Genomic DNA, 16069 nt, shown 5'->3' with positions numbered 1-16069 from the left:
GAAAAAACAGATTACGTGTGGGGTCAGGCGGGCGCGGGCGGGGCGCGCGGGCGGCGGAGCGGATACGTGCCGGGCTGGGCCGGGCGGTGCGGCCGGGTCGGCGGGTCGGCGGCGACCGGGGCGCCGGGTGCGCGGGGGCGGCGGGCGCGAGATTGCGGTGCTTCGGGGAGCAAAATCCCGAGGGTGCGGCAGAGCGGGCGGAGGATGCGGCCGAGCCGGGGTTCGGCGGCGATGAGGGCGCGGGTTTCGGGTTCGGCGAGGAAGGCGCGGAGTTGCGAGGCGGCGGCGGTGGCTTCGGGCACCGGGGCGAGCAGCCAGCCCCGGCGGCGCGGCAGGTCCGGCGCGCCGCGGGCGCGGGCCGGGCGCGCGGGGGTTTTGCGCGGGCGCGGACGCGGCGGCGGTGCGCCGGCGGCGAGGCGGGCAAAGCGGGCGATGGCGCGTTGCAGGCGGGACCAGAGCAGGACGGTCAGGGCGTGGGGATCGGCGAAGGCGGTGCCGCGCCGGCCTTGCCGCGCCGCTTCACCAGCGAACGCCCCGGCAGCACCGCGCCTGGCGACTGCGGCGCAGAGGGCGTGAAGGATCGCGGCGAAGCGGGCGGCCAGGTTCATGCCGAGCAAAAGACCATGGACGGGCGGGGGTGGGCAATCGTTTTCCACGCGCATCGGTTGTGTGACCGGGGACACTTGGCGGCTTCTCAAATCTCGATTACGATTCCAACATGATTTGTTTTTTGCAGTTCCTTTCCACTATTATTTATATTTAAATTAAATCACAGAATAAATATATTAGTGTTGATTTTGATCTTATTGTTCAGAGTTCATCAATAATATATTTTTTAATATATTAAATTCTAAATTACTTAAGTAAAAATATATATTATAATTTTTAAAATTAAAAACCAAATAATAAGATAAAAACATGACGCTGCAAATCGCTCGACTCTTCGAGGTGTCTCGATAACTGCATTATAGACTTGTCAATATAACGGAAGTTGAGTAAAAATACTGTAATCCGCCAGATGTATGGAATCTGGCGGCGGCATAGGAGCGGAAAAATTATGACAGATAAAAAACGTATAAATCTGAAGCCGCATCTGGCTTTCGACAAATCCAGCGCTGTGCAGCCGATCGTTACGTCTGACATATATATGCTTTCGGGCAATCCCTCTAATACGGTCTGCTATATTGGAGCACATGGGGTTGCATTGGCCAATAATTCTTTTCAGGTCCCGGAAGGTATAACTTTGATGTTTACGCAGCCCCACAGCTACTCGATGAGCATGCCAATGTCTTTTCTGCGGCATAATCAGCCCGTGGTGGACCGGAGCGGCTGGGGCCAGGTGACGTATGTTGGGGGAGATCAATGCCCCAATTACGCGTTAACGAAATGGCATGGGCGGCATTCGGGCTATGCCAGCAAGACCGAGTGGGAACAAGCCGGAGAGGATTACCAGGGGTGGCAATCCTTAGTGTCGCTGAACAATAACCTCACCCTCGCATTTCCGCGGAACCGCTGGTACAAACAGGGGTTAACGCTGGAGCATATGATCAAAACCATAAAGCGAAAACTACCAAAAATCACAACCATCTGGGGCTTGTTCTGCCGGTATGATGGTTCGGATGAATGGACTTATAACGCCCAAACCGGTGTCTGGACGCTGAAGGCAATCGATAAAAATAATGTGCCGAGAAATTATGAATGGGATTTTGTTAACAATAAGCCGGTTGAGGTCTTTTAGTCCTAGCATTTGGTGAATTGGGTTAATGATGAATCGGTCTGGCTCAAAAGGGGGCAGATCAGATGCCGCAGATGTCGCCGCTGAGCGGGTCGAGGCCGAAGGATTTCTGGACGAGGCCGGGCACGGCGGCGAAGTCCGCGGCGCGGGCGTTCATGCGGCGGACGAGTTCGTCGGCCGGCAGGGGCGAGGAAATCCGGACGGAGAGGATGGCGCGCATGGGGCTCCCGTGCGGTTCGCGGGGCCTCAGGTGAGGCCGGGGAGCAGGATCTTCAGGCCGGCGGTGACCATGCCGACGGCGATGGCGGCGAGGATCATGCCCATCAGGCGGGTCATGACCACGCGCATCCGGGCGGAGAGCAGCCGGCCGATCGAGGCGGCGAAGTAGAGCACGACGATCAGCACCGCGAGCAGCAGCGCGGTGATCAGGCCGAAGGCGACGTATTCCGGCACACCGCGGGCCTGCCCGGCATAGATGATCAGGGTGGCGATGGTGCCGGGGCCGACCACGAGGGGGAAGGTCAGCGGGTAGAAGGCGATGCCGCCCTCGGCGTCGTCCGCCGCATCGGCGGCGGAGTCGGCGGATTTCTCGTGGTCGCCGCGCTCGTGCGCGGTGATCGGGTGGCCGTTCAGCATCGAGAAGGCGATGCCGAGCAGAACGAGGCCGCCGGCGACGCGGAAGGCGTCGATCGAAATGCCGAAGAAGCCGATGATCGCGTTGCCGGCGACGGCGATGACGAGGCACATCACCGTGCTGTAGGTGCCGATCTGCAGGGCGATCGAGCGCTGTTCGGCGACGGTGCGGTCCGCCGTCATCGACAGGAAGATCGGCAGGGTGACGAAGGGGTTCATGATGGCGAAGAACGCCCCCAGGAACCGCGCGGCGAAGGCCAGATCCATGTTTTTGCTCCGCTCTCCGGTGCCGCCCCGGCGACCGGGGCCGGCTTCAGGTGGGGGCGGCGGGCGCCGATGTCAGCGGCGGATGACGGGATGGTGAGAGGGACGGCGTCATTCGGGGAGCTCGACGGGGGCGAGGGCGGCGAAGGATTCGGCGGGGCCGGGATTCGCCGCCGGTGCCGCGCCGCCGAGATGGCGGACGATGCCGCCGACGGCGTTGAGCGCGGTCTGCACCGCCCCCTCGGCCCAGGCCGGGGTGAAGGAGATTTCGTCGCCGGCGAGGAAGAGGCCGCGCTGCTCGGGCGGCAGGTCGTCCTGCATGAAGTGGCAGTACATGCGGCGATTGTAGCGGTAATGGCCGGGGAGCGCGCCCTTGAAGGCGCCGAGGAAGCCGGGGTCGGCCTCCCATGAGATGGTGACGGGGTCGCCGATGATGCGGGCGGGCAGGTCGACATCCGGGTAGATGGCGGAGAGGGCGCGGAGCATGAGGGCGACGCGGCGCTCCGGCGGCAGGGGAAGGACCTTCAGCGCATCGCTCATCCAGGAATAGGAGAGGCAGATGACGGCCGGGCGGTCGGGCCCGTTGTCGAACAGGTAGGTGCCGCGGGTCAGACGGTCCGACAGGGTGCAGGACATGCGGTAGCGGTTGGTGACGGGGTCGCGGTCGCGCCAGAAGGGGCGGTCGACCATCACGAAGGTTTTCGAGGACTGCATGTAGCGGGTGCGGTCGAGCGCCATCCACAGTTTCTGGGAGAACAGGCGCTCGTCGGTCTCGATCGCGGTGGTGAGCAGCCAGGTCTGGCAGGTGGAGAGGACGGCGGCGTAGCGGCGCTCGTGGCCCCAGCGGTCGGTGACGGCGATGGCGCCGTCGGGCGCGCGGGCGAGGCGGGCGACGCCGGGGCGCGGCGCGCCGTTGTGCAGCGCGGACAGCGTGGTGCCGGCCGGCCAGTGGACGAGGCGCGACGGCGCGTGGGTCCAGAGGCGGCGGGGCAGCTGCTCGACGCCGCCGATGACGAGGCGCTGGTCGTCCTCGAGCTCGGTGAGGACGACGCGGAGGATTTCGAGCATGGAATTCGGGAAGTCGGAATCCCAGCCGCCGGTGCCGAAGCCGACCTGGCCGAAGACCTCGCGGTGGTGGAAGGACAGGCGGGCGAAGGCGGGGCTGGAGGCGACGAAATCGTAGAAGGTGCGTTCGTCCCAGGCGGCGACGATGGGGTTCCACAGCGATTTCAGGGCGGCGACGTCGCGCGCGCGGAGGGCCGCCTGCAGGGCGGCGAAGCCGGATTGCTGCTCCAGCGCCTCGGCCCAGGCGGATTGCACCTCGGCGAAGAAGGGCGGCAGCGGGCCGGTGCCCTCGATATAGGTCGTGGTGCCCTCGAGGTCGATCACGGTGCTCGGCGAGGCCGGCGAGAGCGGGTTCGGGAAGGGCGCGGTGTCGAGCCCGACGAGGTCGAGATAGTGGTAGAAGCCGCGCGACGAGGTGGGGAAGCGCATGCCGCCGAGCTCGGCGATGACATCCTCGGCGCCGGCGAAACGCTCGGAACGGAGGCGGCCGCCGAGACGGCCCTGCTCGTAGAGGACGGGGCGGAGGCCGAGCTTCATCAGCTCGTAGGCGGCGACGATGCCGGCGATGCCGGCGCCGATGATCGCGACCTCGGCGCCGTGCGCGGCTTCGGGCAGCGCGCCGAGGCCGGCGGGGTGGGACAGCCAGTCGTCATAGGCGAAGGGGAAATCGGGGCCGAAACAGGTAACGGCGGGTGCGGTCGTGCGCGGCTGGCTCATGGACTCCTCTTCCCTCGCGGTGATCGGGCCGGTTGTCGCGCAGAACGGGCGCGGGGTGAAGCCGGGGGCGATTTTTGCCGCAGCGCACAAAAAGCCTTGCCCTCGCGGCGAGGTGACCATAGGGTCCGGGGGTCAAAAAAAGTTACAAAGGGGGTACAGGGCGGTGCAGACATTCAGGCGGCTGCTGGTGGCGAACCGGTCGGAGATCGCGATCCGGGTGTTCCGGGCGGCGACCGAGCTCGGGATTACCACGATCGGCGTCTATGCCGAGCAGGACAAGCTCTCGCTGCACCGCTTCAAGGCGGACGAGGCCTATCTGATCGGCGAGGGGATGGGGCCGATCGAGGCGTATCTGTCGATCGAGGAGGTGCTGCGCGTCGCCGAGGAGGCGAAGGCGGACGCGATCCATCCGGGCTACGGGTTCCTGTCGGAAAATCCGGAGTTCGCCGAGGCCTGCGCGGCGCGGGGGATCGCGTTCATCGGGCCGGCGCCGCGGACGATGCGCACGCTGGGCAACAAGGTGGCGGCCAGGCAGCTCGCGGAGAGCGTCGGCGTGCCGGTGATGCCGGCCTCCGCACCGCTGCCGCGGGATGCGGCGGAGATCGGGCGGATCGCCGCGGAGATCGGCTATCCGGTGATGCTCAAGGCCTCCTGGGGCGGCGGCGGGCGCGGGATGCGGCCGATCGAGGGCGCGGAGGGGCTGGCCGAGCAGGTGGAGACGGCGCGGCGCGAGGCGCTGGCGGCGTTCGGCAATGACGAGGTGTATTTCGAGAAGCTGGTGCGGCGGGCGCGGCATGTCGAGGTGCAGATCCTCGGCGATTCGCACGGCAATCTCGTGCACCTGTTCGAGCGGGACTGCACGATCCAGCGGCGGCACCAGAAGGTGATCGAGCGGGCGCCGGCGCCGTATCTCGACGCCGCGACGCGCGAGGGGCTGTGCGCGGCGGCGCTGGCGATCGGCCGGGCGACCGATTACCGCAACGCCGGGACGGTGGAGTTCCTGCTCGACCGCGAGACCGGGCGGTTCTATTTCATCGAGGTCAATCCGCGCATCCAGGTGGAGCACACGGTGACCGAGGTGGTGACCGGGCTCGATATCGTGAAGGCGCAGATCCGCATCGCCGAGGGCGGGCGGATCGGGCGGCCGGACGAGACCGGGATTCCGGCGCAGGAGGCCATCGTGCTCGACGGGCACGCGCTGCAATGCCGGATCACCACGGAAAACCCGGAGAACAATTTCATTCCGGATTACGGACGGATTTCCGCCTATCGCGGGGCGTTTGGCTTCGGCATCCGCCTCGATGGCGGGACGGCCTATTCGGGCGCGGTGGTGACACGCTTCTACGACGCGCTGCTGGAGAAGGTGACGGCCTGGGCGCCGACGCCGGAGGAGGCGATCGCGCGGATGGTGCGGGCGATCCGCGAGTATCGCATCCGCGGGGTGAGCACCAACCTGCCCTTCCTGGAGGCGCTGCTGACGCATCCCGCGTTCCGCGCCGGGGATTACACCACGCGGTTCATCGACACCACGCCGGAGCTGTTCGCCCTGCCCCGCCGGCGCGACCGGGCGACGCGGCTGCTGCGCTACATCGCCGACGTGACGGTGAACGGGCACCCGGAGACGCGGGGGCGGCGGCGGCCGGCGGCGAGCGCGCGGCGGCCGGAGGTGCCGCGGCTGGCGGCGGCGCCAATCGAGGGGACGAAGCAGGTGCTGGAGCGGCTCGGCCCCGAGGGGTTCGCGCAATGGATGCGCGAGCAGACCCGGGTGCTGGTGACCGACACGACGATGCGCGACGCCCACCAGTCGCTGCTGGCGACGCGGATGCGCAGTTACGACATCGTCGCCGCCTCGCCCGCCTATGCCGCCGGGCTGCCGGGGCTGTTCTCGCTGGAATGCTGGGGCGGGGCGACCTTCGACGTCGCCATGCGGTTCCTGACCGAGAGCCCGTGGGAGCGGCTGCGCGAGATCCGCGAAGCGGTGCCGAACATCCTGTTGCAGATGCTGCTGCGCGGGGCGAACGGGGTGGGCTACACCAACTATCCCGACAACGTGGTGCGGCATTTCGTGCGGCGCGCGGCGGCGGGCGGGATCGACCTGTTCCGGATCTTCGACTGCCTGAACTGGGTGGAGAACATGCGCGTCGCCATCGACGCGGTGCGCGAGAGCGGGCGGCTCGCCGAGGGGGCGATCTGCTACACCGGCGACATTCTCGACCCGGAGCGGGCGAAGTATTCGCTGAACTACTATGTGGGGCTGGCGAAGGAGCTGGAGGCGGCGGGCTGCCACATCCTCGCGATCAAGGACATGGCGGGGGTGCTGAAACCCTCGGCGGCGGGCGTGCTGGTGCGGGCGCTGAAGGAGGCGGTGGGGCTGCCGATCCACCTGCACACGCATGACACGTCGGGGATTTCGGCGGCGACGGTGCTGGCCGCGGTGGAGGCCGGGGTGGACGCGGTGGACGCGGCGATGGACCCGATGTCCGGCCTGACCTCGCAGCCCTGCCTCGGCTCGCTGGTGGAGGCGTGGCGGCATACCGGGCGCGACGCCGGGCTCGACCCGGTGGCGATCCGCCAGCTCTCGTTCTACTGGGAGGCGGTGCGGGCGCAGTATGCGGCGTTCGAGAGCGACCTGCAGTCCGGCGCGTCGGAAGTGTATCTGCACGAGATGCCGGGCGGGCAGTTCACCAACCTGCGCGAGCAGGCGGCCTCGATGGGGCTGGCCGAGCGCTGGCACGAGATCGCCCGCGCCTATCGCGACGTGAACATGATGTTCGGCGACATCGTGAAGGTGACGCCGTCGTCGAAAGTGGTGGGCGACATGGCGCTGATGATGGTCAGCCAGGGCCTGTCGGTGGGCGACGTGCTCGACCCGACGCGGGAGATCGCGTTTCCGGCCTCGACCATCGAGATGCTGCGCGGCGATCTCGGCCAGCCGCCGGGCGGATGGCCGGAGGCGTTGCAGGCGAAGGCGCTGCGCGACGAGGCGGCCTATACGGTCCGCCCCGGCTCGCTGCTGCCGCCGGCCGATCTCGACGCGATGCGCACCGAGGCGGAGAAGCGCTGCGGCGCCAAGATCGACGAGGACGAGCTCGCCGCCTATGCGATGTATCCCGACGTGTATGCCGCCTATCGCAAGGCGCGGGGGCATTACGGGCCGGTGGCGGTGCTGCCGACGCCGGTGTTCTTCTACGGGATGGAGCCGGGCGAGGACATCGCCGTGGATATCGAGCCGGGCAAGCGGCTGGTGATCCGGCTGCAGACGCTGACCGAGACCGACGATGACGGCGATGTGCGGGTGTTCTTCGAGCTGAACGGCCAGCCACGCATGGTCAAGGTGCCGAACCGGGCGGCGACGCCGACCCGCGCGCACCGGCGCAAGGCGCAGGACCAGGCAGAGGGCGAGATCGGCGCGCCGATGCCCGGCGTGATCGCCAGCGTGCTGGTGGCCGAGGGCCAGGCGGTGACGCAGGGCGAGGCGCTGGTCGCGATCGAGGCGATGAAGATGCAGACGCGGATTTCCGCACCGCGCGACGGGCGGGTGAAGGCGCTGCACGTCAAGCCGGGGGACGCGGTGGACGCGAAGGACCTGCTGGTCGAGATCGGGTAGTTCCCTCAGACGGTCAGCAGCGCGTCCAGCGGCGCGAAGACGGTGGCCGGGGCGTAGTGGCGGCTTATGTAGCCGAGCGCGTCGGCATCCTCGCCGCCCTGGGCGAGGGCGGCGAGGATGGTGGCGCCGAAATTCGCCGCCGTGTCGGCCACGTGAACCGGCAGCACGTCATCCGGCGCGAGGCCGGCGCGGGCCTCCTGGGTGGCGACCGTCCAGAGTCCGTGGCGGGCATAGTCGAGCAGCTTGACCTTGAGGCCGGAGCCGGTGCGCAGCGGGGCGATGGCGAGGGCGGCCTCGTGCAGCACCGGCGCGAGGTCGGGCACGCGGCCGAGGCGGCGGATGCCGGCCGGCAGGCGGCCGAGGGCGGCGCCGCAATCGCCCGCGAGATCGAGACGCAGGCGTGGCCGCGCGCCGCGCAGCCCGGGCCAGACATCGCGCAGGAACCAGCGCAGCCCGTCGAGATTCGGCAGGTTGTCGGAGCCGACGAAGACCAGCCGGTCGGGCGCGCGGGCGATGCCGGGCGGGCGGGGCTGCGGGGTTGCCGGCATCGGCACGGTGAGGACGCGGCGCGAGGGGCACATGCGGCGGAGCAGGGCGGCTTCCTCGGGCTGGATCGCGACCAGGGTGCCGGCGCGGGCGAGCAGCGCGGCCTCGTCGTCGCGGCCGAGTTCGGCGGGGGCGACGCGGTAGCCGGCGAGGCGAAGTGCGGCGTGGCGGCGGTGGAACAGGTCGTGCGTCAGCAGCACCGAGGGGATGCCGGCGAGGGCCGGTTCGTCGAGCAGGCGGGCGCGGAAGATGGTGTCGATCAGGATCGCGTCGGGCCTGGCGGCGGCGAGGCGCGCGGCGATCCAGCCGGCTTCCGCCGGGGTGATGGCGGCGCCGAGCACGACATCGTTGGCGCGGCGGCGCGGGACGGCGGCGGGGGCGAGGCGGCGCATCAGGGCGGCGGCGGCGGCGCGCGGCTCGGCGGCGAGGAGGGTGCGGCCGAGGCGCACGAGGCGCGGGCCGGACACGGCGCCGGCGCCGGGCGGCAGGCGCATCACCGGCCAGGGCAGGCGCGGCCGGGTGAGATAGAGATCGACCGTGTGCCCGGCCTCGCGCAGATGGGCGATCAGCGCGTGATTGTAGGCGAGATGGCCGGCGGCACCCGCGCGCGGCCACTCGTCGGTGACGAAGCCGAAGCGGCGGCGGCCTTCACGCGGCATGGCCGCAACCTCCCGGTCGGCGCGGGAGAGTCACGCCCCGCCGCAAGCGGTCAGGCGCCGGTCCTGGCGATCCCGTTCTGGTCGAACAGCGTCTGCAGCTCGCCGGACTGGAACATCTCGGTCACGATGTCGCAGCCGCCGACGAACTCGCCCTTGACGTAGAGCTGCGGGATCGTCGGCCAGTTGGAGAACTGCTTGATGCCGTCGCGCAGCTCGGGGTCCTCGAGCACGTTCGCGGTCTTGAAGGGCACGCCCATGTGGGTGAGGATCTGCACCACGCGGGCGGAGAAGCCGCATTGCGGGAACATCGCCGTGCCCTTCATGAAGAGCATGACGGGGTTTTCCTCGACGGCGGTCTTGATGCTGGCGAAGGCCGGATTTTCGGTGGCCTGGCTCATGGGATGTCTCCTGGGGAAAAAGGGCGCCGGGCGTTACTCGGGCGCCGAGGTCTGCAGCGCGAGGGCGTGCAGCACGCCGCCCATCCGCCCTTGCAGGGCGGCATAGACGAGCTGGTGCTGGCGCACCCGCGAGAGGCCGCGGAACTGCTCGCTGACGACGGTGGCGGCATAGTGCTCGCCATCGCCGGCGAGGTCTTCCACGGTAATCCGCGCGTCCGGCAGGGCGGACTTGATCATGTCCTCGATTTCGGCGGCCGACATGGCCATGGGGAGTGTCCTCGTCGTTCAGGCGAACCAGCGCGCGAAGAAGGCTTCGTGCGCGGCACGGATTTCCGACAGTGATATGGCGATGCCGTCCGGGCCTGTCAAATGATCGCCACCGCTGCGGCCGAGGGGGCGGGCGGGGATGCCGGCGGCGGCGGCTTCGGCGATCAGGGCGGCGCCATCCGCCGTCGCCGCGACGTAGCGGGCCTGGTCCTCGCCGAACCAGAACGCGTGCGGGGCGATGCCCTCGGGGATCGCGGCCAGCGCGATGCCGGTGTTGCCGGCGAGGGCCATTTCGGCGAGGGCGACGAGCAGGCCGCCATCCGACACGTCGTGGCAGGCGGCGATGGCGCCGGCATGGATCTGGCGCCGGACGAAATCGCCGTTGCGCTTCTCGGCGGCAAGGTCGAGCGCGGGCGGCGCGCCGTCCTCGCGGCGGAGGATTTCGCGGAGGAAGAGCGAGGCGCCGAGTTCGCCGCTCGTCTCGCCGATCAGCACGAGGTCGAGGCCGGGGGCGAGGGCGATGCCGGTGGCGGCGGCGCCGTCGTCGATGACGCCGAGGCCGCCGATCGCCGGGGTGGGCAGGATCGCGGTGCCCTCGGTCTCGTTGTAGAGCGAGACGTTGCCGGAGACGATCGGATAGTCGAGCGCGCGGCAGGCTTCGCCCATGCCGCGGATGGCGGCGACGATCTGGCCCATGATCGCGGGCTTTTCCGGGTTGCCGAAATTCAGGTTGTCGGTCACCGCGAGGGGGGTGGCGCCGGTCGCGGTGATGTTGCGCCAGGATTCGACGACGGCCTGCGCGCCGCCGGTCTCGGGGTCGGCGACGCAGTAGCGCGGCGTGCAGTCGGTGGTCAGTGCCAGGGCGCGGCGGCTGCCCTCGATGCGGACGATGGCGGCGTCGGCCTGGCCGGGGCGGCGCAGCGTCTGCCCGCCGACGGTGCCGTCATACTGGTTCCAGATCCAGGCGCGGGAGGCGAGGTCGGGGCAGCCGATGAGGGCGAGCAGGGCGGCGCCGGGCGGGAGCGGGCTTTCGACCGGGCCGAGCGGGGCGGGTTTCGCCGGTTCCACCCAGGGGCGCTCGTAGAGCGGGGCCTGGTCGGCCAGGGGGGCGAGCTCGATATCGGCCTCGGTGCGGCCCTGGTGCTTCACCACGATGCGGCCGCTGTCGGTGATGCGGCCGATGACGGCGAAGTCGAGCTCCCATTTCTCGAAGATGGCGCGGGCCATGTCTTCGCGGCCGGGCTTGAGGACGATGAGCATGCGCTCCTGGCTCTCGGAGAGCATCATCTCGTAGGCGGACATGCCGGCCTCGCGCTGGGGGACGGAATCGAGATCGAGCTCGATGCCGACGCCGCCCTTCCCCGCCATCTCGACCGAGGAGGAGGTGAGGCCGGCGGCGCCCATGTCCTGGATCGCGACGATGGCGTCGGTCGCCATCAGTTCGAGGCAGGCCTCGATCAGCAGCTTCTCGATGAAGGGATCGCCGACCTGCACGGTGGGGCGCTTTTCCTCGGCGTCGGCGCCGAATTCGGCGGAGGCCATGGTGGCGCCGTGGATGCCGTCGCGCCCCGTCTTCGAGCCGACATAGACGACCGGGTTGCCGATGCCGGCGGCCGCCGAGAGGAAGATGCGGTCCTGATCGGCGATGCCGACGGTCATCGCGTTGACCAGCGGGTTGCCGTTGTAGGAGGGGTGGAAATTGGTCTCGCCGCCGACGGTGGGCACGCCGACGCAGTTGCCGTAGCCGCCAATGCCGCGGACCACGCCATCGACCACCCGCTTCGTCACCGGCAGCGACGGATCGCCGAAGCGCAGCGCGTTGAGGTTGGCGACGGGGCGGGCCCCCATGGTGAAGACGTCGCGCAGGATGCCGCCGACGCCGGTCGCCGCGCCCTGGTAGGGCTCGATGAAGCTCGGGTGGTTGTGGCTCTCCATCTTGAAGATCGCCGCCCTGCCCTCGCCGATATCGACGACGCCGGCATTCTCGCCGGGGCCGTGGATGACCCAGGGGGCGGTGGTCGGCAGCGTTTTCAGCCAGATGCGGGAGGATTTGTAGGAGCAGTGCTCGGACCACATGACCGAGAAGATGCCGAGCTCGGTGAGCGTCGGCACCCGGCCCATGATGGCGAGGACGCGGTCGTATTCCTCGGCGGCCAGACCGAAGGAGCGGGCCAGCGCGGCGTCGATCACGGTGGGGTTCATGCCGCCCTCCCGATGGCGTTGAGACTGTCGAACAGGGGTTTGCCGTCGGTGCCGCCGGTGGCCGGGTCGACCAGGTTTTCCGGGTGCGGCATCAGGCCGAGAATGCGCAGGCCGGGCGCGTAGATGCCGGCGATGTTGCGGGCGGAGCCGTTGAGATTGGCGGCCTCGGTCGCCGCGCCGGTCGCATCGACATAGCGGAAGGCGACCAGCCCCTCGCCTTCCAGGCGGTCGAGCGTTTCGGGATCGGCGATGTAGTTGCCGTCGCCATGCGCCATCGGGGCGCGGAAGACGGCGCCTTTTTCGTATCGGCCGGCGAAGACGGTGTCGTTGCGCTCGACGCGGAGGCGGCAGTCCATCGAGAGGAAGCGCAGCCCGGCATTGCGCAGCAGCGCGCCGGGGAGGAGCTGCGCCTCGGTGAGGATCTGGAAGCCGTTGCAGACGCCGAGCACGTAGCCGCCGCGCTTCGCGTGCTCGACCACGGCGCGCATCACCGGGGACTGCGCCGCCATCGCGCCGCAGCGCAGGTAGTCGCCATAGGAGAAGCCGCCGGGGATCACCACGAGGTCGAGCCCGGCGAGGTCGGTCTCGCGGTGCCAGACGAGGCGCGGCCTGGCGCCGAGGCTCGCCTCCAGCGCGATGGCGATGTCGCGTTCGCGGTTGATGCCGGGGAAGAGGATGATGCCTGCGCGCATGGTTCGTGCTCCGTCTTGCCGCGTCTTGCCCGTCCCCGCCGGGGGATGCAACCGGGGCGGCGCGGGTTCAGCCCTGCGCCGGCGCCATCTGCCCGGCCCCGCCCCAGCACCACCAGCCGTCGCGGGCGAGGCCGGCGGCGGCGCGGCGGGCGGCGGCGGCATCGGGGAACAGGCCGAAACAGGTGGCCCCCGAGCCGCTCATCCGCGCCAGCAGGCAGGACTCGGCGGCCGCGATCGCGGCGAGGACATCGGCGATGACGGGGGCGAGGGCGATGGCGGGGGCTTGCAGGTCGTTGCCGAGGCGGGCGAGGTCGGCGGCCATGCGCCCGGCGGTCGGCCAGGCCGAGGGCAGGTCGGCTTGCGGGGAAAATTCGCCGGCGCGGGCGCGGAAGATCGCCGGGGTGGAGACCGCGACGCCGGGATTGACCAGCACGAGGCCGAATTGCGGCAGGGCGGGCGCGGGGGCGAGGATTTCGCCGATGCCGGACATCCGCGCCGGGCGGCGGGCGAGGCAGACCGGGACGTCGGCGCCGAGGGCGAGGGCGAGATCGGGCGGGATGGGAAGGTTCCAGCGCGCCGCGAGCAGGCGCAGCGCCGCCGCGGCATCCGCCGAGCCGCCGCCGATGCCGGAGGCGACGGGCAGGGTCTTGACGAGGCGGAAGGCGGCCTCCGGCGCGCGGCCGGCATGGGCGGCGAAGCGGGCGGCGGCGCGGAGGACGAGATTGTCCCCCTCGCCCGACAGCGCCGGCGCAAAAGGGCCGTCGACGGCGAGGGACAGGCCGGCGGCGGGGGCGAGCGACAGCGTGTCGCCCACGGGCGGGAAGACCACCAGGCTGTCGAGCAGGTGGTAGCCATCGGCGCGGCGGCCGGTGACGTGCAGATGGAGGTTCACCTTCGCGCAGGCGAAGCCGGGCGCGCAGGCGAAGCCGGGGGAAGCGTCGGTCATGTCCGGTCTCTCAGCGGGCGGCGGCGGCCTTCAGCCGTGCCTCGATCCGCGCGCGCTGCTTCGCGTCGGGGTGCAGGGAGAGCGCGCGCTCCCACTGGTGCTCGGCGGCGAGGCGGTGGCCGGCGGCGGCGAAGATGTCGGCGAGGTGGGCGTTCACCTCGGCATCGTCCGGGGCGAGATGGACGGCGTGGATCTGCGTCTTCATCGCCTCGGCGATCTTGCCCTCGCGCAGGAGGACGTAGCCGAGACTGTCGACGATGGCGCCCTCGTTGGGATCGACGGTGAGGGCCTGGCGGAGCATCCGCTCGGCCTCGGCGAGGTGCTCGCCGCGCAGCGCCCAGGAATAGGCGAGGTAGATGAGCACGTAGGGCTGGCCGGGTGCGAGGGCGAGCGCCTCGCGCAGGTCGGACTGGGCGGCCTTCCACTGCTTCGCGTGGTCCTCGGCGATGGCGCGGGCGTAGAACAGCGCCCAGGCCGAGGCGGGCAGCGGCATGCCGGCGCGGCCGATCGCCGCGGTGGAGAGGCGGATGGCGGCGGCATTGTCGCCGGCGGCGCGCTCGATGTCGGCGGCGAGGGCGAGCGGCTCGGTGGCGCGCGGATGCGCCTTCGCCAGGGCGGCGAGCGCGGGCAGCAGCGACTTGCCCTTGCCGAGGCCGATCAGGATGCCGGTGCGTTGCAGCAGGGCGGGGGCGTAGAGCGGATCGTCCGGCGCGATGCCGGCGAGCAGGGCGGCGGCGGCCTCGGGGCGCTTGTCCTGCATCGCATCGGTCGCGGCGAGCATGCGGGCGGCGGTGAGGTCGGGCCGCAGATCGAGCGCGAAGCGGAGCAGGATGCGGCGCAGCAGCGGGTCCTGCCGGCCGCCGACGGTGCCGGCGAGGGTGAGATAGGCCTCGGCGATGCCCTGGCGGGGGGTGTCGACGACCGGGCGGCGGGCGGCGCGTTCGAGCGCCGGCAGGGCGATGCGCAGCTCGGGATGGGAGGCGACCAGTTGCAGCAACAGGGCGCGGGCGTGGCCGGGATGGCCGGCGCGGTCGGCGAAGCTGGCCAGGGCGAGGGCGAGACGCAGGTTGGGCTGGCCGATGCCGAGCGTGGCGAGGGCGTAGAAGCGGGCGGCCTGGGCCTCGCGCCCGGCCATGTCGGCGATCAGCGCGGCGTTGAGCCGGTAGATCGGCGCGAAGGGGCCGGGGTGCGCGGCGGCGCGGTCGAGCCGGCCGATCGCCGCGCCGTATTCGGCGTCGCCGGCCTCGCACCAGGCGAGCAGGACCGGGCGGATCAGGCCGGTGAGCCCCTCGGCCGGCAGCGCGGCGAAACGGGTGGCGGCCTGCTTCCAGTCCCCCGCCTTCGCCGCGGCGTCGCCCAGCGTCATGACCGCGAGCGGATCGCCGGGCAGGCGGGCGGCGAGGCGCGCGGCGTCGGCCTTGCCGGCGAGCAGGGCGCTGAGGAAGCTCTGGCCGGCGAGGCGGGCATTGTCCGGGTCGGCGGCGAGGGCGGCGGCGAAGTAATGCGCGGCGGCCGCGTTGTCGCCGGTCTGGGCGGCATAGGCGCCGGCCATGGCGGCGCCATAGGGCGCGGAGACCGGCGGCAGCGCGGCGGCGGCCGGCGCGGCGGCGGCGAGGCACAGGGCGAGCGCGCCGAGGGCGCGGCGCGGCGCGCGGCGGAGGGCCGCGATGGGAAGCCTTCTCATGCGGCCTTCCTACTCCCGATCCGGCGCGCGGTCACGCCCGCCGGGCGGCCGGCTTGTCGTCGGGGATGGCGGGGACTACAAAAACGTGAAGAGGGGCCGGAACCGGCCCGCAACGACGAGACGTCCACGCATGACCAGCCACCGCCCCGACCCGACCGGCGCCCTGTTCGTCAACGAGGATGCCCGCATCAGGGTGAGCATCCGGGCGATCTTCCTCGAGGACCAGTCCCGTCCGGAGGAGCGGCATTTCGTCTGGGCGTATCAGGTGCGGATCGAGAATGTCGGCCAGGTGACGGCGCAGCTCATGATGCGGACCTGGACGATCACCGACGGCAACGGCCATGTCCAGCACGTTCACGGCCCCGGCGTGGTCGGCGAGCAGCCGGTGCTCGACCCTGGCGACGCCTTCGAATACACCTCCGGCACGCCGCTGGAGACGCCCTCGGGCTTCATGACCGGGATCTTCCACATGGTGGCGGTGGACAGCGGCGAGGAATTCGACGTGCCGACGCCGGGCTTCAGCCTCGACAGCCCGCACGCGGACCAGCGGCGGCACTGAGCCCGCCGGCGGGTTGCCAGTTTCGCACCCCCGACCATATCAGCGTCGAGGCGGGTGGCCGGGCGACGGCCGGATCCGCGCAGGACATGGAGACA

At 70.2% G+C, this 16069-nt stretch carries 14 protein-coding genes; 3 read left to right on the top strand and 11 right to left on the bottom strand.

What is annotated here, in order from left to right; translation table 11 throughout:
- Positions 1–23 precede the first annotated feature (23 nt).
- Positions 24–608, bottom strand: a complete 585-nt coding sequence (locus tag ACRY_RS15860) for a hypothetical protein (RefSeq protein ID WP_043509375.1) — start codon at positions 606–608, stop codon at positions 24–26.
- 449 nt (positions 609–1057) lie between these two features.
- Here ACRY_RS15860 and ACRY_RS19825 point away from each other — a divergent pair, with 449 nt between their 5' ends.
- On the top strand, positions 1058–1738 hold the full coding sequence (locus ACRY_RS19825; protein ID WP_155856391.1) for a putative adhesin: 681 nt from the start codon (positions 1058–1060) through the stop codon (positions 1736–1738).
- A gap of 58 nt (positions 1739–1796) precedes the next feature.
- Here the strand turns inward: ACRY_RS19825 and ACRY_RS19820 are convergent, their stop codons facing one another.
- From ACRY_RS19820 to ACRY_RS15850, 3 genes are all read right to left on the bottom strand, one after another.
- Entirely contained in the window at positions 1797–1955 is a 159-nt protein-coding gene (locus tag ACRY_RS19820) for a hypothetical protein (protein WP_155856390.1), read from the bottom strand.
- A gap of 26 nt (positions 1956–1981) precedes the next feature.
- A complete protein-coding gene (locus ACRY_RS15855; protein ID WP_007421463.1) occupies positions 1982–2635 on the bottom strand; it encodes a MarC family protein in 654 nt (217 codons plus the stop codon).
- A gap of 108 nt (positions 2636–2743) precedes the next feature.
- Complete coding sequence (locus tag ACRY_RS15850) at positions 2744–4414, bottom strand: flavin monoamine oxidase family protein (RefSeq protein ID WP_012040222.1); 1671 nt, start codon at positions 4412–4414, stop codon at positions 2744–2746.
- Between the two features lie 163 nt (positions 4415–4577).
- Between ACRY_RS15850 and pyc the strand changes: the two genes are divergently transcribed.
- A complete protein-coding gene (gene pyc, locus ACRY_RS15845; RefSeq protein WP_043509244.1) occupies positions 4578–8021 on the top strand; it encodes a pyruvate carboxylase in 3444 nt (1147 codons plus the stop codon).
- Positions 8022–8026: 5 nt separating this feature from the next.
- Here the strand turns inward: pyc and ACRY_RS15840 are convergent, their stop codons facing one another.
- From ACRY_RS15840 to ACRY_RS15810, 7 genes are all read right to left on the bottom strand, one after another.
- Positions 8027–9226 (bottom strand): glycosyltransferase, encoded by a 1200-nt coding sequence (locus tag ACRY_RS15840; RefSeq protein ID WP_012040220.1) that lies wholly within the window; start codon positions 9224–9226, stop codon positions 8027–8029.
- A gap of 50 nt (positions 9227–9276) precedes the next feature.
- The gene (gene grxD / locus ACRY_RS15835; protein ID WP_007423627.1) at positions 9277–9624 is read right to left on the bottom strand and encodes a Grx4 family monothiol glutaredoxin; all 348 of its coding nucleotides are present in this window, start codon (positions 9622–9624) and stop codon (positions 9277–9279) included.
- A 33-nt stretch (positions 9625–9657) separates the two neighbouring features.
- Positions 9658–9891 (bottom strand): BolA family protein, encoded by a 234-nt coding sequence (locus tag ACRY_RS15830; RefSeq protein WP_007423628.1) that lies wholly within the window; start codon positions 9889–9891, stop codon positions 9658–9660.
- Positions 9892–9909: 18 nt separating this feature from the next.
- On the bottom strand, positions 9910–12093 hold the full coding sequence (purL, locus tag ACRY_RS15825; RefSeq protein WP_012040219.1) for a phosphoribosylformylglycinamidine synthase subunit PurL: 2184 nt from the start codon (positions 12091–12093) through the stop codon (positions 9910–9912).
- A complete protein-coding gene (purQ, locus tag ACRY_RS15820) occupies positions 12090–12785 on the bottom strand; it encodes a phosphoribosylformylglycinamidine synthase subunit PurQ (protein WP_007423630.1) in 696 nt (231 codons plus the stop codon). Before purQ ends, purL begins: the two co-directional genes overlap by 4 nt.
- Positions 12786–12852: 67 nt before the next feature.
- Entirely contained in the window at positions 12853–13731 is an 879-nt protein-coding gene (locus ACRY_RS15815) for a 4-(cytidine 5'-diphospho)-2-C-methyl-D-erythritol kinase (RefSeq protein ID WP_012040218.1), read from the bottom strand.
- A gap of 10 nt (positions 13732–13741) precedes the next feature.
- Entirely contained in the window at positions 13742–15415 is a 1674-nt protein-coding gene (locus ACRY_RS15810) for a tetratricopeptide repeat protein (protein WP_012040217.1), read from the bottom strand.
- Positions 15416–15545: 130 nt separating this feature from the next.
- On the opposite strand from ACRY_RS15810, the gene apaG reads away from it, so the two are divergent.
- Positions 15546–15974, top strand: coding sequence for a Co2+/Mg2+ efflux protein ApaG (apaG, locus tag ACRY_RS15805; protein ID WP_007423598.1), 429 nt, complete (start codon positions 15546–15548; stop codon positions 15972–15974).
- Positions 15975–16069 lie beyond the last annotated feature (95 nt).

The sequence above is a fragment of the Acidiphilium cryptum JF-5 genome (assembly GCF_000016725.1).
Taxonomy (GTDB): Bacteria; Pseudomonadota; Alphaproteobacteria; order Acetobacterales; family Acetobacteraceae; genus Acidiphilium; species Acidiphilium multivorum.
Note: the sequence above shows the minus strand (reverse complement) of the source record. Positions and strands in the feature narration are given on the sequence as shown.